At 72.0% G+C, this 18,433-nt stretch carries 16 protein-coding genes; 11 read left to right on the top strand and 5 right to left on the bottom strand.

The window, feature by feature from the left end; all coding sequences use genetic code 11:
- Nucleotides 1–48 precede the first annotated feature (48 nt).
- Nucleotides 49–1,692 (top strand): hypothetical protein, encoded by a 1,644-nt coding sequence (locus tag ACZ4WQ_RS33335; protein WP_398373636.1) that lies wholly within the window; start codon nucleotides 49–51, stop codon nucleotides 1,690–1,692.
- 182 nt (nucleotides 1,693–1,874) lie between these two features.
- On the top strand, nucleotides 1,875–3,035 hold the full coding sequence (locus ACZ4WQ_RS33330; protein ID WP_398373635.1) for an alkaline phosphatase PhoX: 1,161 nt from the start codon (nucleotides 1,875–1,877) through the stop codon (nucleotides 3,033–3,035).
- On the opposite strand, the gene ACZ4WQ_RS33325 is transcribed toward ACZ4WQ_RS33330, so the two are convergent.
- On the bottom strand, nucleotides 3,001–5,619 hold the full coding sequence (locus ACZ4WQ_RS33325) for a cation-translocating P-type ATPase (protein ID WP_398373634.1): 2,619 nt from the start codon (nucleotides 5,617–5,619) through the stop codon (nucleotides 3,001–3,003). The genes ACZ4WQ_RS33330 and ACZ4WQ_RS33325 overlap by 35 nt on opposite strands.
- A 211-nt stretch (nucleotides 5,620–5,830) precedes the next feature.
- On the opposite strand from ACZ4WQ_RS33325, the gene ACZ4WQ_RS33320 reads away from it, so the two are divergent.
- Together ACZ4WQ_RS33320 and ACZ4WQ_RS33315 are read left to right on the top strand one after the other, a co-directional pair.
- A complete protein-coding gene (locus ACZ4WQ_RS33320) occupies nucleotides 5,831–8,248 on the top strand; it encodes a glycoside hydrolase family 65 protein (RefSeq protein WP_398373633.1) in 2,418 nt (805 codons plus the stop codon).
- A 307-nt stretch (nucleotides 8,249–8,555) separates the two neighbouring features.
- Nucleotides 8,556–9,548: a helix-turn-helix domain-containing protein gene (locus ACZ4WQ_RS33315; RefSeq protein WP_398373632.1), complete on the top strand. Its 993-nt coding sequence runs from the start codon at nucleotides 8,556–8,558 to the stop codon at nucleotides 9,546–9,548.
- A gap of 20 nt (nucleotides 9,549–9,568) precedes the next feature.
- Here ACZ4WQ_RS33315 and ACZ4WQ_RS33310 read toward each other — a convergent pair whose 3' ends face one another.
- Complete coding sequence (locus tag ACZ4WQ_RS33310) at nucleotides 9,569–10,366, bottom strand: AraC family transcriptional regulator (RefSeq protein WP_385345986.1); 798 nt, start codon at nucleotides 10,364–10,366, stop codon at nucleotides 9,569–9,571.
- A gap of 70 nt (nucleotides 10,367–10,436) precedes the next feature.
- On the opposite strand from ACZ4WQ_RS33310, the gene ACZ4WQ_RS33305 reads away from it, so the two are divergent.
- The 4 genes from ACZ4WQ_RS33305 to ACZ4WQ_RS33290 all read left to right on the top strand — a co-directional run bounded on the left by ACZ4WQ_RS33305 (nucleotide 10,437) and on the right by ACZ4WQ_RS33290 (nucleotide 13,071).
- Nucleotides 10,437–11,249 carry a phytanoyl-CoA dioxygenase family protein gene (locus ACZ4WQ_RS33305; protein WP_398373631.1) on the top strand — a complete coding sequence of 271 codons (813 nt, stop codon included), beginning with the start codon at nucleotides 10,437–10,439 and terminating at the stop codon, nucleotides 11,247–11,249.
- A gap of 56 nt (nucleotides 11,250–11,305) precedes the next feature.
- Complete coding sequence (locus ACZ4WQ_RS33300; RefSeq protein ID WP_398373659.1) at nucleotides 11,306–11,566, top strand: hypothetical protein; 261 nt, start codon at nucleotides 11,306–11,308, stop codon at nucleotides 11,564–11,566.
- A gap of 97 nt (nucleotides 11,567–11,663) precedes the next feature.
- Nucleotides 11,664–12,011 (top strand): DUF1330 domain-containing protein, encoded by a 348-nt coding sequence (locus ACZ4WQ_RS33295; RefSeq protein ID WP_385345982.1) that lies wholly within the window; start codon nucleotides 11,664–11,666, stop codon nucleotides 12,009–12,011.
- An 88-nt stretch (nucleotides 12,012–12,099) separates the two neighbouring features.
- Nucleotides 12,100–13,071 carry a phosphotransferase family protein gene (locus tag ACZ4WQ_RS33290; protein WP_398373630.1) on the top strand — a complete coding sequence of 324 codons (972 nt, stop codon included), beginning with the start codon at nucleotides 12,100–12,102 and terminating at the stop codon, nucleotides 13,069–13,071.
- Nucleotides 13,072–13,087: 16 nt separating this feature from the next.
- Here the strand turns inward: ACZ4WQ_RS33290 and ACZ4WQ_RS33285 are convergent, their stop codons facing one another.
- Nucleotides 13,088–14,035, bottom strand: a complete 948-nt coding sequence (locus ACZ4WQ_RS33285) for a GlxA family transcriptional regulator (RefSeq protein ID WP_311728659.1) — start codon at nucleotides 14,033–14,035, stop codon at nucleotides 13,088–13,090.
- 276 nt (nucleotides 14,036–14,311) lie between these two features.
- Between ACZ4WQ_RS33285 and ACZ4WQ_RS33280 the strand changes: the two genes are divergently transcribed.
- Both ACZ4WQ_RS33280 and ACZ4WQ_RS33275 read left to right on the top strand, forming a co-directional pair.
- Complete coding sequence (locus ACZ4WQ_RS33280; RefSeq protein ID WP_311728660.1) at nucleotides 14,312–14,722, top strand: DUF6010 family protein; 411 nt, start codon at nucleotides 14,312–14,314, stop codon at nucleotides 14,720–14,722.
- Nucleotides 14,723–14,749: 27 nt separating this feature from the next.
- Complete coding sequence (locus ACZ4WQ_RS33275) at nucleotides 14,750–15,073, top strand: hypothetical protein (protein ID WP_361185604.1); 324 nt, start codon at nucleotides 14,750–14,752, stop codon at nucleotides 15,071–15,073.
- Between the two features lie 47 nt (nucleotides 15,074–15,120).
- On the opposite strand, the gene ACZ4WQ_RS33270 is transcribed toward ACZ4WQ_RS33275, so the two are convergent.
- Together ACZ4WQ_RS33270 and ACZ4WQ_RS33265 are read right to left on the bottom strand one after the other, a co-directional pair.
- Nucleotides 15,121–16,239 carry a mechanosensitive ion channel family protein gene (locus tag ACZ4WQ_RS33270; protein ID WP_361185601.1) on the bottom strand — a complete coding sequence of 373 codons (1,119 nt, stop codon included), beginning with the start codon at nucleotides 16,237–16,239 and terminating at the stop codon, nucleotides 15,121–15,123.
- Between the two features lie 269 nt (nucleotides 16,240–16,508).
- Nucleotides 16,509–17,285, bottom strand: coding sequence for a CDP-alcohol phosphatidyltransferase family protein (locus tag ACZ4WQ_RS33265; RefSeq protein WP_311728663.1), 777 nt, complete (start codon nucleotides 17,283–17,285; stop codon nucleotides 16,509–16,511).
- A gap of 133 nt (nucleotides 17,286–17,418) precedes the next feature.
- On the opposite strand from ACZ4WQ_RS33265, the gene ACZ4WQ_RS33260 reads away from it, so the two are divergent.
- Nucleotides 17,419–18,420, top strand: coding sequence for a zinc-binding alcohol dehydrogenase (locus tag ACZ4WQ_RS33260; protein ID WP_398373629.1), 1,002 nt, complete (start codon nucleotides 17,419–17,421; stop codon nucleotides 18,418–18,420).
- Nucleotides 18,421–18,433: the final 13 nt, after the last annotated feature.

Raw genomic sequence — 18,433 nt, 5'->3', positions numbered from 1 at the left:
CCCGCATCGAACGCGAAGGCGACGACGAGTTCCCGAACGGCACAGCTGATGGACTATTTCGACCTGGGGACCTTCTCCCGGCCCGTCTCGACACGTTCACCCGAAGCGCAGCTCTGGTTCGACCGCGGCATGGTGTGGACGTATGCGTTCAACCACGAGGAGGCCGTGGTCTGCTTCGAGGCCGCCGCGGCCGCGGACCCTGACTGCGCCATGGCTCACTGGGGTGTCGCGTACGCGCTGGGGCCCAATTACAACAAGCCCTGGGATTTCTTCGACGAGGCGGATCTGGAGCGGACGGTCCGCAGGACGCACGCCGCGGCGGAGCGGGCCCACGCGACGTCAGCAGGAGCGACGGCCACCGAGCGGGCGCTGGTCGAAGCCCTGCGCGCCCGTTATCCGCAGTCGCACGCGGTGGAGGACTGCTCGATCTGGAACGCGTCGTACGCCGACGCCATGCGCGCGGTGTACGGACTGGCGTCCGATGACCTCGATGTCGCCACCCTCTATGCCGACGCGCTGATGAACCTCACTCCGTGGAAGTTGTGGGACCTGCGCACCGGGAAGCCCGCCGCGGAGGCGCGGACGGTCGAGGCCGAGACCGTGCTCAACCGGGCGCTGGTGAGCGAGGCCGGCGCCCGCCATCCCGGCGTTCTCCATATGTATATCCATCTGATGGAGATGTCGCCGACTCCCGAAAAGGCGCTCGTGGTCGCCGACCAATTGCGCGGGCTGGTTCCCGACGCGGGCCATCTGCATCACATGCCGTCACATCTCGATGTACTCTGCGGCGATTACCGGCACGTCGTGGAGGTCAACACGGACGCCATCGCGGCCGACGAGAAATATCTGCGGCATGCGGGCGCGATGAACTTCTACACGCTTTACCGCTGCCACAACTATCACTTCAAGATCTACGGTGCGATGTTTCTCGGGCGGTACAGGACAGCGCTCGACACCGCGGCCCGGCTGGAGGCGTCGATCCCCGAGGAGCTGCTGCGGGTCGAAAGCCCGCCCATGGCCGACTGGCTCGAGGGCTTCCTCGCCATGCGGGTACACGTGCTGATCCGTTTCGGCCGTTGGGAGGACATCCTCGCGCTGCCGTCGCCGACCGATCGTCAGCTCTACTGCGTCACGGCCGCGATGCTGCACTATGCCCGGGGCGTGGCGTACTCGGCCACGGGGATGGTCCGGCAGGCCGAAGCCGAACGTGAGTCCTTCGTGGCCGCGGTCGAGCATGTTCCGGAGCGCCGGATGCTGTTCAACAACACCTGCCGGGACATTCTCGCGATCGCGTCGGCGATGCTCGACGGCGAGCTCCACTACCGAAAGGGCGAGTACGACGCGGCCTTCGCGTCGCTCGCCCGTTCGATCGGCCTCGACGACAACCTCCCCTACGACGAGCCTTGGGGCTGGATGCAACCGACCCGTCACGCATATGGCGCGCTGCTTCTCGAGCGTGGGCGGGTCGAGGAGGCGGAGGCCGTGTACCGGGCGGATCTCGGGCTCGACGACACGCTCCCGAGAGCCTCTCAACACCCCGGGAACGTATGGTCGCTGCGTGGGTACCACGCATGCCTGGTGCGGCTCGGCAAGGTGGCGGAGGCGGGGATCGTGGCCCAGCAACTGACCGTCGCCGCCGCGCTCGCCGACGTTCCGATCGCCACGTCCTGCTTCTGCGCCGGCGGTAGCTGAGCGGCACCGACGCGAACGATCTGCACCGGCGCTGTCGGCTGGGGCGATCGCTTTCAGCCGTTGTGTCGCACCTCACGACCCCTTCATCGGTCGTCTATTGACAGTCAATCTCTTCTCCCTAGGGTCCCTGAGCGCGGCCCGCCGCCGACCGGCGGCGGGTGAACACACCCCCGGGAGTGAGTGTGGAACGTCGTACCTTCCTGCGCGGAGCCGTCATCGGCACCTCGGCCGCGGCCTTCGGCGGCACCCTGATGCGCGGCGCCGCCTACGCGGCCCCGGCCCAGAACGGCCCCAGCCCCTACGGAGCGCTGGGCGCGGCCGACGCGAACGGCATCCTGCTGCCGGGCGGCTTCACCAGCAGAGTCATCGCCCGTTCCGGAAAGGCCGTCTCCGGCACCTCCTACGCCTGGCACAACGCCCCTGACGGCGGCGCCTGCTTCGCGGACGGCACGGGCTGGATCTACGTCTCGAACTCGGAGATCAGCACCGGTGGCGGCGCGAGCGCCGTCAAGTTCGACTCCTCCGGAGCCATCACCGGCGCCTACCGCATCCTGTCCAACACGCGGAACAACTGCGCGGGCGGCGCCACCCCCTGGCAGACCTGGCTGTCCTGTGAGGAGGTCAGCCGCGGCTATGTCTACGAGACGGACCCGTGGGGTGTGAACGCCGCCACTCGGCGCGCCGCCATGGGCCAGTTCAAGCACGAGGCGGCGGCCGCGGACCCGGTGCGCAAGGTGGTCTACATGACCGAGGACGAGACGGACGGCTGCTTCTACCGGTTCATACCGACCACCTGGGGCAATCTCTCCTCGGGCACCCTTCAGGTGCTGGTCGCGGGCAGCGGCGCCGCCGGGTCGTTCAGCTGGACGAATGTGCCCGACCCCGACGGCTCTCCCACGTACACCCGTGACCAGGTCTCGGGCGCCAAGATCTTCAACGGCGGCGAGGGCTGCCACTACGCCAATGACACCGTCTGGTTCACCACCAAGGGCGACAACCGCGTCTGGCGGCTCAACCTGACCGACAGCACCTACGAGCTGGCCTACGACGACTCCCTGGTCAACCCCGGCTCCGCCCCGCTGACCGGCGTGGACAATGTCACCGGCTCGTCCTCCGGCGACCTGTTCGTCGCCGAGGACGGCGGCAACATGGAGATCTGCATGATCACGCCGGACGAGATCGTCGCGCCGTTCCTGCGCGTCAACGGCCAGTCCGGCTCGGAGATCACCGGCCCGGCCTTCTCCCCCGACGGCACCCGGCTGTACTTCTCCAGCCAGCGCGGCACGAGCGGCAGTTCCGCGGACGGCATCACGTACGAGGTGACCGGGCCCTTCCGTCGCTGACGCGGCGCTGTCGGGCCGGGGCTGACGCGGGACCCGCGCGTGGCGGGCGCTCGGGGAAGAGACTCCGCTGTGCCCGCATGACGACGTGTCCCAGGCCGGAGAGCGCGCAGGCGATCACGAGGTCGAGGGGCGGCAGTGGTTCGGTGCCCAACAGGGCGCGCAGGGGCGGCAGATAGACGCCCGCCATCTGGAGGGCCAGTGCCGCACCCACGGCGACCAGCAGGAACGGGTTGGAGAGACTGCCCGGACGGGCGCGGGAGCCCGCGGCGACACCGAGTTGGGTGGCGCCGAGCACCAGGAACATCAGGGACTGCCACGGTCGGCCGGTCTCCCGCGCCCACACCCCCGCAACCAGGGTCACACCGGCGACGAAGGCCCCCATGGCGAGGAGGCGGGGCCAGAGCCCGGCGCCCAGCACACTCTCCTCGGGCGGCCTGGGCGGGTGGCGCATGACGCCCGGGGCCACGGGTTCCGCTCCGAGCGCCACCCCGGGGAGGCCGTGGGTGAGCAGGTTGATCCACAGGATCTGGGCGGGGAGCAGGGGCAGGGGCATCCCGAGGAAGGGGCCGAGGAGCATGACCAGGATCTCCGCGGTGCCTCCGGCGAGGGCGTACAGCAGAAACCGCCGCACATTGGCGTAGACGCGACGGCCCTCCTCGACAGCGGCGACGACGGTGGCCAGGTTGTCGTCGGCGAGCACGAGGTCGGCCGCTTGGCGGGCGACCTCGGTGCCGCGCTCTCCCATGGCCACGCCGATGTCCGCCCGGCGCAGGGCGGGCCCGTCGTTGACGCCGTCGCCGGTCATCGCCACCACATGGCCCGACGTGCGCCACGCCTGGACGATGTCCAGCTTCTGCTCCGGCGTGGTCCGGGCGTAGACGCGCAGCGAGGTGGGCTCGCCCGCGGTGCCCCGGCGGAGGCGTTCGCCCGTGGTGACCTCGTCCGCCCGGGCCACGATGCCCGAGCGCGCCGCCACCGCCCGTGCGGTGAGCGGGTGGTCGCCGGTGATCAGGACGGGGGTGATCCCGGCGTTTTCGCAGGCGGCGATGGTCGTCCGCGAGGTGTCGCGGGGCGGGTCGAGGATGCCGACGAGCCCGAGCAGCGACAGGCCCGTCTCCCAGGTCTCGGGGCTCCGGGCGCGTGCTTCGTCGTGGTCGGACGAGGCCACGGCGAGGACCCGGTATCCGCCGCGGGCCAGCTCCTCGGCTTGGGCTGCGGCCCGGGAGAGAGTGTCCGGAGGGTCGGCGAGGACCGCGGGGCCGAGCATGGCCTCGGGCGCTCCCTTGCACACGACGCGCAGTCCGCCACCTGGCGTGCGGTGCACCGTCGTCATGCGCTTGCGCGCGCTGTCGAAGGGGATCTCGTCGACCCGTGGGAGCCCGCGATCCAGCGCGCCGCGGTCCACTCCCAGTCTGGCTCCGGCCGTGAGCAGCGCGGCCTCGGTGGGGTCGCCCATCGCGCGCCACGGCGTGTCGCCGTCCGGCGGTGGTTCCAGCGCGGCGTCGTTGCACAGCATCGAGGCGCACAGGAGGGCGGCCAGGTCGGGGGCGTCGTCCGCGGTCACGGTCCGCCCGCCGCGCGTGACGCGGCCTTCGGGGTCGTAGCCGACGCCCGTGACCGTGGCCTCGCCCTGTGGCGTCCACAGCTTCTCGGCGGCCATCCGCCCCTCGGTCAGGGTGCCGGTCTTGTCGGTGGCGAGCACCGTGACCGATCCCAGGGTCTCCACCGCGGGCAGCCGGCGGACGATGGCGTGCCGGTCCGCCATCCGCCGGGCTCCCAGCGCGAGGGCGAGGGTGACCACGGCGGGCAGCGACTCGGGTACGGCCGCCACGGCGAGGCTGATCGCGGCCACCACCATCAGCTCCACCGGCTGTCCGCGCGCCAGCCCCAGGGCGAGCACCACCGCGCACAGCGCGACGATGACGGCCGCCAGCACCCGGCCGAACCGGGCCAGCCTGCGCTGGAGCGGGGTCAGGCCGGACGCGGTTCCCATCAGTGCGGCGATCCGGCCGAGCGCGCTGTGCGGCCCGGTGCCGGTGATCCGGACGCGTCCGCGGCCGCGCACGACCACCGTGCCCGCCGACACCGTACGGAGCGACTGGTCCTCGCCGGCCGCCTTCTCCACCGGGACCGACTCGCCCGTCAGCGCCGACTCGTCCACCAGGAGCCGCGCCGCGTCGCACACCTCGCCGTCCGCGGGCACGATGTCGCCCTCGGCCAGCAGGACCAGGTCCCCCGGCACCACATCGGCGGCCGGTACGGAACACTCCGCGCCGCCGCGTACCACGCGGGCGACGGGGGCGCTCAGCGCCGAGAGGGCCGCCACGGCCCGCTCCGCCCGTACCTCCTGGACGACGCCGACCACGGTGTTCACCGTGATCACGAGCAGGATCACCGCGGCGTCGGGGAGGTCTCCGGTGGCGAGGGTCAGCACGGCGGCCACGAGGAGCACCACGATCAGGGGGTCGCGCAGCTGCTGGAGCACACGGCGCCACACGGGGGTGCGCTGTTCCTGGGCGACGACGTTGGCCCCGTACTCCGCCAGCCGTCGTGCCGCCTCCTCCCGCGACAGCCCCTCCGTCACCCGGGGGCCTCGAAGCGGTCGGCGGGGCGAGGGGCGGTCATGCCTTCATCGTGGTGTCGGTGGAGCCCGGCCGCATCCGCTGCGTCGCTCCCCGGCGCTCGGCGTGTGTGCCGCCGCGCCCCGGGCTGACACCGCGCGGTGGCGGGGGCAGGGTGGAAAGACGGAGCCCACGGGAAGGGCGGTGGTCGTCATGGAGCCGCGGGGGTGATCCATGGGTGCGACGCCGCCCGCGTGGACCTGGGTGTACGAGGGCTACGACCCGGCCGAGGAGCGGCTGAGGGAGTCCCTGTGCGCCCTCGGCAACGGCTACTTCGCGACCCGGGGCGCCGTCCCGGAGTGCGCCGCGGACACCGTGCACAGCCCCGGCACCTATGTCGCGGGCTGCTACAACCGGCTGGAGTCGGAGGTGGCGGGCCGGCGCGTGCAGAACGAGGACCTGGTCAACCTGCCCAACTGGCTGCCCCTGCGCTTCCGGATCAGGGACGGGGACACCGCCGACGAGTCCACGGCGCCGTGGTTCTCACCGGACACCCACCCGCCGCTCGACCACCGGCTGGCCCTCGATCTGCGCGCCGGTGTCCTGGAGCGCACCGCGCGGTACGTGGACGGCACCGGCCGGCACCTGGCGGTGCGGCAGCTGCGCCTCATCCACATGGGCGACCCGCATCTGGCGGCGCTGCGGACCGAGTTCACCGCGGAGGACTGGTCGGGTCGGCTCGAGGTGGAATCGGCGCTGGACGGCACGGTGGCCAACACCGGTGTGGCCCGGTACCAGCAGTTGGCCGGCCGGCATCTGACCCATGTGCACACGGGCACCGCACCCGGCGGTGACGTGGTCTGGCTGCGCTGCCGCACCAGCACTTCCGACATCCGCGTCGGCATGGCCGCCCGGACCACCGCCGACGGCGACACGGGCACGGCCACCGCCCATGCGCCGGGACGCGCCCGCCTCCTGCTGCGGCCCGCTCTGGAGCCGGGCCGGACGGTGACCGTCGACAAGTGTGTCGCCCTGCACACCTCACGCGACCCGGCGATCAGCGATCCGCTGCACGCCGCCGTGGACCGCGTGTCCCGCGCGCCGGGCTTCACGGCGCTGGCCGCCGCCCACCGTGCGGCCTGGGAGCAGCTGTGGCGGGCGTGCGAGCTGGACGTGCCGGGGGAGGCGGGGCGGATTCTGCGGCTGCATCTGTTCCATCTGCTCCAGACGCTCTCCCCGCACACCGCGGACCTGGACGTCGGGGTGCCCGCGCGCGGGCTGCACGGCGAGGCGTACCGGGGCCATGTGTTCTGGGACGAGCTGTTCGTGCTGCCCTATCTGAACCTGCACCTCCCCGAGGTCTCCCGGGCACTGCTGGCCTACCGCCATCGCAGGCTGGAGCAGGCCTGTTTCGCGGCCCGTGACGCCGGGCGGGCCGGCGCGATGTACCCGTGGCAGAGCGGCAGCGACGGCCGCGAGGAGACCCAGCGGCTGCACCTCAACCCGCGCTCGGGGCGCTGGCTGCCCGACCACTCCCGGCTCCAGCACCACGTCGGCTCGGCGATCGCGTACAACGTGTGGCAGTACGGCGAGGCCACCGGCGACGCGGAGTTCATGCACACCAAAGGCGCCGAGATGCTGCTTCAGATCGCCCGGTTCTGGGCCGACGCGGCCACCTGGGACAGCGCCCGGGGACGGTATCGGATCCTCGGCGTGGTCGGCCCCGACGAGTATCACGACGCCTACCCCGACGCCTCCCGCCCCGGCATCGACGACAACACGTACACCAACGTCACCGCGGCGTGGGTGCTCGCCCGCGCCCTCGACCTGCTGCATTCCCTGCCCGAGCCGCGCCGCCGGGACCTGTTCGAACGCACCGGGCTCGCCGACGCGGAGCTGGATCTCTGGCAGGACGTCTCCCGGCGGCTGCTGGTCCCCTGGCACCACGGGATCATCAGCCAGTTCGACGGCTTCGGCGAGCTCGCCGAGCTCGCGTGGGACCGCTATCGCGAGGCCTACGGCGACATCCGGCGCCTGGACCGGATCCTGGAGGCCGAGGGCGACACGGTCAACCGCTACCAGGCGTCCAAACAGGCCGACGTGCTGATGCTCGGCTACCTCTTCGCGCCCGCCGAGCTGCGCCGCCTCTTCGGCAGGCTCGGCTACGAGCTGGACGACACCACCTGGCGGCGGACCGTCGACTACTACCTGCGCCGCACCAGCCACGGCTCCACCCTCAGCAGCGTCGTCCACGCCTGGGTCCTGCCCCGGGTGCGGCGGGCGGAGGCGTGGCGGTTCTGCCAGGAGGCGCTCGCCGGCGACATCGCCGACCTCCAGGGCGGCACCACCGGGGAGGGCATCCACCTCGGCGCCATGGCCGGCACCCTCGACCTCGTACAGCGCGGCCTGACCGGACTGGAGCCCCGGGGCGGGGCGCTGCGGCTGGACCCCGTGCCATTGCCCGAGCTGTCCCGGTTCGGGCTGTCGATCCGCTACCGGGGCCACTGGGGGGTGCGGCTGGCGCTGAGCACCGAGCGGCTGCGGATCGCCGTGCCGTCCTCCGACCGCGAACCGATCCACGTGGTGCTGGGCGGCCGCACGGTGTCCGTGGCCCCGGGCGAGAGCTGTCTGCTGCCCCTGTGCCGCGGGTGACGAGGCGCCACCGTCCGTCACAACACGGGGCGCCGAGGGCTGCCCACTTCTCGCGGGCCCTGATTGCACGGTGCGCGGCCTGAACCGCTTCTCCGTGTCTCTTGTCGCCCTCGGTGCCACTTCCATAACACCACCATGCGGCCCGGAGCGACAGTGCTGACCGGCCCCTGTACGCATCGTGCCGCGGCTCGGTCGCCGCCCGCCACGCCCCGGCCAGCCATTTCAAGGTGCCGCCAAGGTTCCGGCAAGACCGGCCGCACATGGTGAGTCCGTGCCTCGAAGACTGGTCGGCCACACGGGGGGATCAATGATCGAGACGGTTTTCGACAGCGAGAGGTTACCCGCCGGAGAGCGCTTCGCGAGCTGGTACGAGATGACCCGCCACGCGCTCATCTCGACCCGGGTGCGCAGTGAGGACGCGGCCGACTTCCGCGCCTCGGCCCGGGTGATCGGCACGAACACCTTTCAGGTGTCCACCGAAGTGGTGCGGTCGCCGTTGCGCGCGGACCGCACCGCCAAGCACATCCGCCAGTCGGATCCGGAGCAATACCTGCTCGGAGTCATCCGGACCGGCACCCATGGCTTCAGCCAACGAGGCCGCGAGGCAACCGTCGGGGTGGGCGATCTGGTGCTCTTCGACTCCTCGCAGCCGTTCCGCGCGTGCTACGAGGGCGGCGCGCACCAGATGTTCTTCCTGCCCAAAGCCGTGCTGCCGCTGCCCGCCACAGAAGTGGCCATCCTCCTGGCCACACCGCTCTCGGGCCGCGACGGCATCGGCGGCATCCTGTCCCAGTGCCTGCGCGAAATCCTCAGGGAGCCCGCCCCGTACCGAGCCGCCGAGATCATCCGTCTGTTCGACATCGCTCTGGAACTGCTGACCACGCTCCTGGCCCATGAACTCCACGCGCTGCGCACTCTGCCACCGGAGAGCCATCGGCAGGCTCTGCTCGCCCGGGTTCACACGTTCATCCACCAGAATCTCGGGGACCCGGACCTCTCCCCGCAGACGGTGGCCGAGGCTCACCATGTCTCCCTGCGCCATCTGCAACAGCTGCTCGCCACCGCCGACACGACTCCCGCGTCCATGATCCGGCGGAAACGCCTGGAGCAGTGCCGCCGCGCCCTGATGGATCCCCGCCAGAGCCGACGCGCCATTCACGCCATCGCCGCACGCTGGGGTTTCACGGACGCCGCCCACTTCAGCAGGCTCTTCCGCGCCACCTACGGCGCATCGCCCAGCGAGTTCCGAGTCGCCCACGAGTCCCTGGTGGGCGGGGCGACAGGCGGGCCGCGCGAATAACGGCGACCCGCGGCGCACGGTCAGCGATCTGCCGCGCTCGACCATGCGGCGTCGCGCACCGCGCGCGGCGAGGCCCCGAGCTCCTTGCGGCACGCCTTGTTGAACGCCTGGAGGTCCGGGATCCCGACCGTCGCCGCGACGGCCGGGATCGCCAGGGTCGAGGCCCGCAGCAGGTGCCGGGCCCGTTCCATGCGACGCCGTCTGATGTAACCGACGACCGTGGCCCCGGTGCCCTCGCGGAACAGCCGGGTCAGATGGGTGTGCGAGACACCGGCGGCACGGGCGATCTCCGGAACGCTCACGGGGCCGGCCAGGCGCTCCTCGATATGGGCCAGGGCCGTCCGGAGGGCGGGGTGTGGGGCGCCCGGGCGGCTCTCGGCGGCACCGGTCAGGCCGGTCGTGCGCCACAGCACCGTCCACAGCTCGGCCGATGCCCGCGCCTGGGACTGGGCGGTCGCCGCGACCGTCTGCCGCAGCGCCTCTCGCAGCGCCGCCGCCTCCGCGCCGGCGTCCTGCATCACCGGCACCTTCCGGCGCTCCCCGCCGCCGGGCAGGCGGAAGTGCGCGTACAGGTGCTCACAGCGTCGCGCGCCGTAGTGGAAGCGCACCTCCGCGTCCGGCGGTACGAGGCTCACATACCGGGGCCGGATCGGATGCGCGGACCCGCCCAGCTCCAACGTCCCGGAGTAGCCGTACAGATGGAGCTGCCACAGGTGAGGAAGCCGGAACACCTCGGGCCCGGCCGAGCCGTGCACCCCCACGCCCGCGTTGACGACCTGCGGCGGCAGGTCGAGGGCCAGTTCCACGCGCTCGGTCATGGTGAAAAATTACCAGTCGATGCTGATTACGACCCACGACTGGCCGAGTGGGGCTTCCTATGGTTGTCGCATGTCAACCACACGACACCTTTTGACGTCCGCTCAGGTGGCGCGGTTCGTGGCGCACGGCTTCCTGAGGCTCGACGGGGCCGTCCCCCAGGAGATGAACGACGAGGCGTTCGGCGTGTTCGAGGCCGGGCTGCCCTCGGTGCCGTACGGTACGCCGGTCCCCGAGGCGTTTCCCGAGGGCTCCTTCGCCCGACGGCTCGTCGAGCTCCCCTTCGTGGCCGGGGCGTTGGAGAGTCTGGTGGGGCCGGACCCGACCGTCGACCACCACTTCGTGCACACCCGGGAGCCGCACCAGGGCAGCGCCCAGCCGCTGCACGCCGACGCCCTCATCGACCTGCGGACCGACGCGTTCGACGTACAGCTCATGTACTACCCGCAGGAAGTCACCGCCGCGATGGGCGGCACACTCATCGTCCCGGGCAGCCATCTGCGCCGTACCAACGAGTCCGACACCGGCCGCTACCAGAACCTGCGCGGCCAGACCCGGCTGACCTGTCCGGCCGGCACCGTCATCCTGCTGCACCACGGCATCTGGCACGGCGGACGCCGCAACGACAGCGGCCGTGTCCGCCACATGTACAAGATCCGCTTCAATCCGACCGTGCCGCAGGTCCGCCTGTGGGACACCACAGCCCCCGACAGCCCCGACAGCCCGGCGGTCCGCGAGGAGTTGCGGCGGAGCTTCCCCTGGTACGAGAAGGCCACCGGCCGGCTGGAGATCCACAACCGCATCAAGCTGTGGCGGGCCATGACCGCCGACCCCGGCTACGACATCGACTACTGGGCCACTCGCGTCGCCAACCGGCCCGCGTGAAGGAGCACCGCGTGACCACCGAGAACACCGAGAGCGCCAGGATTCCGGAGAGCGCCGTGAAGCAGCAGGTCCTCGTCCTGTACCTGACCACCTCCGCCCTCGACTCCGACGTCGTAGGCTGGGCCCGCTATGACGGCACCGGCCGCACCCGCCCCACGACCGGCGACAGCGACGAGCCCCCGTACGAGACGGGTGTCGCGGCGCTGGAGGACGGCTGGCGGCTGTTCCAGGCCGCCCAGCTCATCCCGCCGTACCCCGGGGCCGAGCACGAGACATCGTTCCTCAAGCACGAGTTCTTCTTCGAGAAGCTCGCCTGAACGGCCTCACGCACGGCCGCTTACCTGTGAGGTCATCGACCCGGCCATGGCCACCTGCCACGATCGTCGGCATACGGAGACCGACCGGAGGGACACCATGACCGCCTACGTCATAGCCCATCTCCAGGAAGCCGCCCCGAACGCGGAGATCGCCGAGTACATTGAGCGCATCACCGCCACCTTCGAGCCGTACGGCGGCCGCTTCCTCGTGCACGCCACGCGCCACGAGGTGCTGGAGGGCAGCTGGCCCGGGTATGCCGTGGTCATCGGCTTCCCCGGGACCGCCGAGGCGCGGGCCTGGTGGGACTCCCCCGCGTACCAGGAGATCGCCCCTCTGCGCTCGAAGCACATCGGGAGCGACATCATCCTGGTCGGAGGCCTCCCCGACGGCTACGACGCGGCTTCCACCGCGCAGTCGATGCGGGAGGCCCTGCCCGCCGGGTAGCCCTGCGAACGGCGCGGCCCGGCACGGCCGAGTGGCGGATGGAATCTCACGCGGCCACATCCACGCCGATCGACAGGGGAAAACCACGATGACACGCGATCCCGGCGAAGAGCTCGCCGCGGTGGCCCTGGCCCTGCCCGAGGCCACCGGCAGCCGGAGGGTGGCCTGGGCGGCGCTGCCGCGTGAGGTGACGACCCGGATCGAGCGGCTGCTCGGCAGCCCGGTGGTCACCGCGATCAGCCAGCCGGGCGGGTTCTCGGAGGGCCTGGCCGCGCGAGTGCTGCTGGCGGACGGCAGCCGGGCGTTCGTCAAGGCGGCCGGCTCGTCGACGGCGCCCGCGGTGGCGGACTTCCACCGCCGGGAGATCGCGGTCTCGCGGCGGCTTCCCGGTCGGGCGCCGGTGCCGCGGCTGCTCGACGCCTACGACGACGGCACCTGGGTGGCGCTGGTCTTCGAGGAGATCCCGGGGCGTCTGCCGGCCCAGCCGTGGCGGCCGGAGGAACTCGACAGGGTGCTCTCGGCGGTCACCGAGATGGCGAACGTCCTGACGCCGTCGCCCGTCGAGGCAGCGGTGCTGGGCAGACCGCGCCTCGGCGGATGGTCGGCCCTGGCCGAAGACACCGCCGCCTGGGCGAAGGTGGCGGAGCTGTCGCCGTGGGCGGCCCGCCGCATCGACCGGCTCGTCGGCCTGGAGGAGAACGCCTCGCTCGACGGCCGCACGCTCCTGCACGGAGACCTCTACCCGTTCAACATCATGCTGACCGCGGACCGTGTCTTCGTCGTCGACTGGCCGCACGCCTGGGTCGGGCCCCGGCACTGCGATGTCGTCACGCTGCTGTCGAGCGCGTCGCTCAGCGGTGTGGATCCACAGCCGATCGCCGAGAGCCACCCGCTGACGCGCGACCTCGACCGCGGCCGGCTCGACGAGGTGCTGGCACTGCACGCCGGTTTTCTGCTGCGCGCCGCCACCTCGGCCGGGCCGGCCGCGGACCGCAACCTCGTGGCCATGATGACCGCGTTGGGCCTCTCCTCGCTGCGCTGGCTGAGCCGGCGGCTTTGAGCGGGACCGGACACCCTCACTGCCGACCGCCGAAGGTGCGGCGGTAGGTGTGCGGACTGACGCCCGCGGTGCGTTTGAAGCGGTCACGGAAGGCGGTGGGTGAGCCGAAGCCGACCTGGGCGCCGATGCGTTCGACGGAGTGCTGGGTGGTCTCCAGCAGGTGCTGGGCCTGGCGGATGCGAGCGCGGTGGAGCCACTGGAGCGGAGTGGTGCCGGTCTGGTCCCGGAAGCGGCGGATGAGCGTACGGGTGCTGATCCCGGCGTGTGCGGCGATCTGGTCGAGGGTGAGGGGGCCGGCGAGGTTGTCCCGGATCCAGGCCAGCACCGGCTCGAGCGCCGAGCCCGCCGGAGCGGGTGTGTGGTCGTGGACGATGAACTGCGCCTGCCCGCCTTCGCGTTCGAGCGGCATCACGGACAGACGGGCGGCGTCGGCGGCCACCGCGGCGCCGTAGTCGCGGCGGATCAGGTACAGGCACAGGTCCAGCCCGGCGGCCGCGCCGGCGGAGGTGAGGATCTGTCCGTTGTCGACGTAGAGCACATTCGCGTCGACCTCGATGTCCGGGTAGGCGGCGGCCAGCTTGTCCGCGGCGAGCCAGTGGGTGGTGGCGCGCAGGCCGTTCAGCAGCCCGCTGGCGGCCAGCGGAAAGGTGCCGGTGCAGATGGAGGCGATGCGGGTGCCGTCGGCGGCGGCCCGGCGCAAGGCGGTGCGCACGGCGGGGGCGAGTGGGGCGGCGGGGTCGGCGATGCCCGGCACGACGACGGTGTCCGCGGCCGCGAGCCCCTCCAGGCCCCAGGGCGCGCGGAGGGTGAACACACCGGTGTCGATCTCCGGCTGCTCCGCGCAGACGCGCACCCGGTAGCCGGGGCGCCCGTCGGGCAGCCGGGCGCGGGTGAAGACCTCGATCGGGGTGGAGAGGTCGAACGGAATCACCTGGCTGAGCGCGAGGACGGCCACCGTGTGCATGTCCGGAACCTACCGGCCCGCCACGCCGACCCCGCGGGCGCCCCGGCGCCGATCTTGCCTTTCCGAGGAGGTCGGCGCACATCTCACGGCAGTGGCGGTATCCCGTTGGAATCCGTCATTAACGCCACTGGGAGGAGCCGGGCCCCGTCGATAGCGTCGAGATCGACTCCGCGGCCCGGTCCGCGTCCGCCCCCGTACCCAGAGGTCTCGCAGCCCGGGCGCGCGCCACCGAGCCGGCGGCAGGACGCACCGTCACGCTCCCGGAAGGGCACACCCATGCAATACGTCATGCCGATCGTCATCGGCGTCCTCTACGCGCTGCTGATGTCCCTCATCCGGGAACCGCACCGACGCCGCTTCAACGCGATCATGGTCGCCGGGGCGGGCGCCGCCTACCTCAGCAACGGCGCCGGTCTGGGCGGCTGGGAGTTCGCGTTCGCCGCGCTCGCCACCTACGTGGCCTACCGCGGCCTGGACTCATGGACGTTCATCGGCATCGGCTGGCTGCTGCACACCGCGTGGGACATCGTCCACCACCTCAAGGGCAGCCCCCTGATCCCGTTCTTCCACGACTCGTCGCTGGGCTGCGCGATCTGCGACCCGGTCATCGCGCTGTGGTGCCTGCGCGGGGGCCCGTCGCCGCGTGAGCTCCTCACCTCGGCGCGTGTCGTACGCCAGAACCCGTGACCGGTCGGGCCGGGGCAGAATCTGCCTGTGGGAACAGACATCAGAGGGTTCGTGGAGTGCCGCACCTGGGGCCCCGGGCTCGAGATCGGGGAGACGGCCTGGTACGCGGCCATCGAGCTGTCGATGCTCGGAGTGGACACCTTGACGGTCGGCGCCGACCGGATCGGCGAGCTGTGGGACGAGGGCACGGAGTGGGAGGTGGGCACCACGGTGTTCCGCGCCGAGCGCGCCCGGCGTCGCGATGCCGTGCCGGCCGACGGCATCTGGCGGCCGGTGTGGACCGTGATGCGCGCGCTCGCCGATGTCCACGGCGAACACCATGTCCGCCTGGTGGTCTGGTTCGAGGAGTAGGCCGCGGCGGCAGCGCGCGGGCGCTGCCGCCGCGTGCGGCGCGTCGCTCAGTGGCCGGCCTTCGACATCCGCACCGGCGACTTCGGGCCCAGGGCGGGGTCGCCCTCCGGGGTCCGGGGGCCGGGGAGCGGTACCTGGCCCGGCTGTTGCAGCACGACCGTGCGCATCGGCAGGGGGATGTCGATGGCCTCGGTCCGGTAGCGCTGGTGGAGCCGCTTCAGGAATTCGTGCTTGATCAGGTATTGGTCGCTGAACTCCTGGACGCGCAGGATGACCGAGAAGTCGATGCCGGCCTCCCCGAAGGTGTGGAATCGGACGACCGGTTCGTGGTCCGGGACACCGCCGGACACCTCGGCCATCACCTCCGTGGCCACCTCGATGCTCACCCGCTCCACGTGGTCGAGGTCGCTGTCGTAGTCGACCCTCGCCTGGATCATGATGGACATCTGCTCTTCCGGCTGGTGGTAGTTGATCGTGATGGCGCCGGCGAGCTTGGCGTTCGGGATGATCACGAGGTTGTCCGGCAGCTGGCGCACGGTGGTGTTACGCCAGTTGATGTCGACGACATAGCCTTCCTCGCCGCTGCCGAGCCGGATGTAGTGGCCGGGCTGCACCGTCTTGGAGGCGAGGATGTGGACGCCCGCGAAGAGATTGGCCAGCGTGTCCTGGAGCGCCAGGGCGACCGCGAGGCCGCCCACGCCGAGCGCGGTGAGCAGCGGGGCGATCGAGATGCCGAGCGTCTCCAGCAGGATGAGGACGCCCATCGCCAGCACCGCGATGCGGGTGATGTTGACGAAGATGGTGGCGCTGCCCGCCACTCCGGACCGGGACAGCGCCTGGGCGCGCACCAGGTCGGCGATCACGCGGGCCACGGCGACGGTGGTGACCAGGATGAGCACGGCGGTCAGCACCTGATTGACGCTGTGGTCGACCGTGGCGGTCAGTGGCAGAGCCGCGGCCGCCCCGGACACACCGGCGGCGCCGCAGGCCCAGGGGGCGATGGTGCGCAGCGCGTCGACGATGATGTCGTCGCCTCGCCACCGGGTTCTGCTCGCCCGCTCGCCCAGCCAGCGCAGCGCCATGCGGGACAGCAGGCCCATCGCCACGCTCGCCGCCAGCGCGGCGCAGACGACGATGAGGTCGTGCAGGGTGAGCGCGCGGTTCACCGGCCGCTCCCCGCGCCTCGGACGGTGCGCCGCGAGGGGCGAGGCGACCTGTGGCGGGCCGGGCCGTACGGGGCGGCGGGCCGTGGTCCGGGTGCGCCCTCGCGGCGGCGTCTGCCGGGGTGTTCGGAGTGCTGTCTTGTCACCGTGTCACCTGCTCGTGCCTGGGATGTCGGGCCGCGCCCGGGCGTGCTGCGGGGCCCTGACGCGGTCTGCCATCCTGCCTCATGCCTTCCCGGCGGGCGGCGCCAACCAGCCACCGCCGCAGGACATCAGGCGTCCGCGTGGGTCATGTGCCGGACGGCGGTGGCGGACTGGGGCAGGGCGGTGTGGCGGGTCCTGTGGTGCCACAGCCAGATGATGTCGCGGGCGAAGGACCAGACGAGCAGCGCCAGCGCCACCAGGACCACCGCGAGCGCCGCCGGGCGCGGGAGGAGCGCGGACGCGGCCACCAGGAGGGCGATCCCCTGGAGCGCGGCGACCGTCTTGCGTGCGGTGCTCACGGGCAGTGGCCCGTTCAGCCACGGCAGCGCGCGGGCCGCCACGACGAAGGCGTAGCGCATGGCACCGATGGCCAGGACCCACGGGCCCATCGAGGTGGCGACGTAGACGCTGAGCACCAGGATGAGGAAGGCGTCGACCTCCATGTCGAAGCGTGCCCCCAGGGGGGACGCCGTTCCGGTGCGCCGGGCGACCTTGCCGTCGACCCCGTCGAGGATCAGCGCCACCGTGGTGAGCGCGACCAGGACCGGGACGCGCGGCGGGCTCTCGAAGGAGTCGGCGACCAGCGCGGTCACGCCTCCGACGAGCGTGGCGCGGGCCAGGGTGACGCGGTTGGCCGCCCCGAAGGTCCTGAGCCAGGAGCGGCACACGGCGCGGGTGAGCACGGCCCAGGTGGCGAACGCGAAGACCAGGCCCGTCAGCCATCCCGCGGGTCCCAGGCCGAGCGCCGTGCCGAGGAGCGTCAGCAGGAGTATCTGTGCGACCGCTCCGACGGCGGTCTCCTGCCGCAACAGCGTCGTGTCGTATGTGTTGTTCAGGGCAGCCACCGTGCACCCTCCGGCTGTGTGGCGGAGTTGTTGAGTGCCGCGTACCGTGTTCGCGGCTTGATGATGGTCAGTACGTGCGTCACGGGCCGAGTGTTCAGCACCTGGTTCGACCCGATCTTTCTGGAGGACGTCGATGGAGCGCGTCGCCCGCGCCTTCTGGCTCCGCTCACCCGGCCACGGCGAGATACGGGAGGCCCCGCTGCCGGAGCCCGGCGACGGCGACGTCGTGGTGCGCGCCCTGTTCTCCGGGGTGAGCCGGGGCACCGAGACCCTGGTCTTCCGCGGTGGGGTGCCGCGGAGCCAGTACGCCGCGATGCGGGCCCCGTTTCAGGAGGGCGAGTTCCCGGGTCCGGTCAAGTACGGCTATCTCAGCGTAGGCCTGGTGGAGCAGGGGCCGCCCGCCCTGCTGGGCCGTACGGTCTTCAGCCTGTATCCGCACCAGACGCGGTATGTCGTCCCGGCGAGCGCCGTGACCCCGGTGCCGGACACGGTGCCGGCCGCGCGGGCGGTGCTGGCCGGGACGGTGGAGACGGCGGTGAACGCCCTGTGGGACGCGGCACCGCTGGTCGGTGACCGGATCGCGGTGGTCGGGGCCGGGATGGTCGGCGCGTGTGTGGCGGCCGTCCTCGCCCGCTACCCGGGCGTGCGGGTCCAGCTGGTCGACGCGGAGCCCGCGCGCGCCGCGCTCGCCGAGGCCCTCGGGGTGGACTTCGCGCTCCCCCAGGACGCCGCGGGCGACCGCGATCTCGTCGTCCACGCCAGCGCCACCGAGGCCGGGCTCGCGCGCTCTCTCGAACTCCTGGCCCCGGAGGGGACCGTTCTGGAGCTGAGCTGGTACGGCGACCGGAAGGTGAGTCTGCCGCTGGGCGAGGCCTTCCACTCCCGCCGCCTGGTGATGCGCAGCAGCCAGGTGGGGACGGTGTCCCCGGCCCGGCGCTCGCGCACCTTCGCCGACCGGCTGGCGCTGGCGCTTGATCTGCTCGCCGACCCCGTCTTCGACGCGCTGCTGACCGGGGAGTGCGCCTTCGAGGAGCTGCCCGCGGTGCTGCCCCGCCTCGCGTCCGGGGAGCTGCCCGCGCTGTGTCACCTGGTCCGGTACGCGCCCGCCGGGGATCCGGATTCGCCGCGGCTCTGAACAAGGGGAACGG

Source organism: Streptomyces sp. NPDC028305 (genome assembly GCF_055569495.1).
The sequence above is the reverse complement of the archived record's forward strand: the minus strand, read 5'-3'. Positions and strand labels throughout refer to the sequence as shown.

Bases quoted from the DNA above. Each gene is read 5' to 3' on its own strand.
- ACZ4WQ_RS33320 (WP_398373633.1), top strand. From the start codon at position 5,831: ATGGGTGCGACGCCGCCCGCGTGGACCTGGGTGTACGAGGGCTACGAC.
- ACZ4WQ_RS33290 (WP_398373630.1), top strand. From the start codon at position 12,100: ATGACACGCGATCCCGGCGAAGAGCTCGCCGCGGTGGCCCTGGCCCTG.
- ACZ4WQ_RS33260 (WP_398373629.1), top strand. From the start codon at position 17,419: ATGGAGCGCGTCGCCCGCGCCTTCTGGCTCCGCTCACCCGGCCACGGC.
- ACZ4WQ_RS33310 (WP_385345986.1), bottom strand. From the start codon at position 10,366: ATGACCGAGCGCGTGGAACTGGCCCTCGACCTGCCGCCGCAGGTCGTC.
- ACZ4WQ_RS33295 (WP_385345982.1), top strand. From the start codon at position 11,664: ATGACCGCCTACGTCATAGCCCATCTCCAGGAAGCCGCCCCGAACGCG.
- ACZ4WQ_RS33305 (WP_398373631.1), top strand. From the start codon at position 10,437: ATGTCAACCACACGACACCTTTTGACGTCCGCTCAGGTGGCGCGGTTC.
- ACZ4WQ_RS33315 (WP_398373632.1), top strand. From the start codon at position 8,556: ATGATCGAGACGGTTTTCGACAGCGAGAGGTTACCCGCCGGAGAGCGC.
- ACZ4WQ_RS33335 (WP_398373636.1), top strand. From the start codon at position 49: ATGGACTATTTCGACCTGGGGACCTTCTCCCGGCCCGTCTCGACACGT.
- ACZ4WQ_RS33285 (WP_311728659.1), bottom strand. From the start codon at position 14,035: ATGCACACGGTGGCCGTCCTCGCGCTCAGCCAGGTGATTCCGTTCGAC.
- ACZ4WQ_RS33280 (WP_311728660.1), top strand. From the start codon at position 14,312: ATGCAATACGTCATGCCGATCGTCATCGGCGTCCTCTACGCGCTGCTG.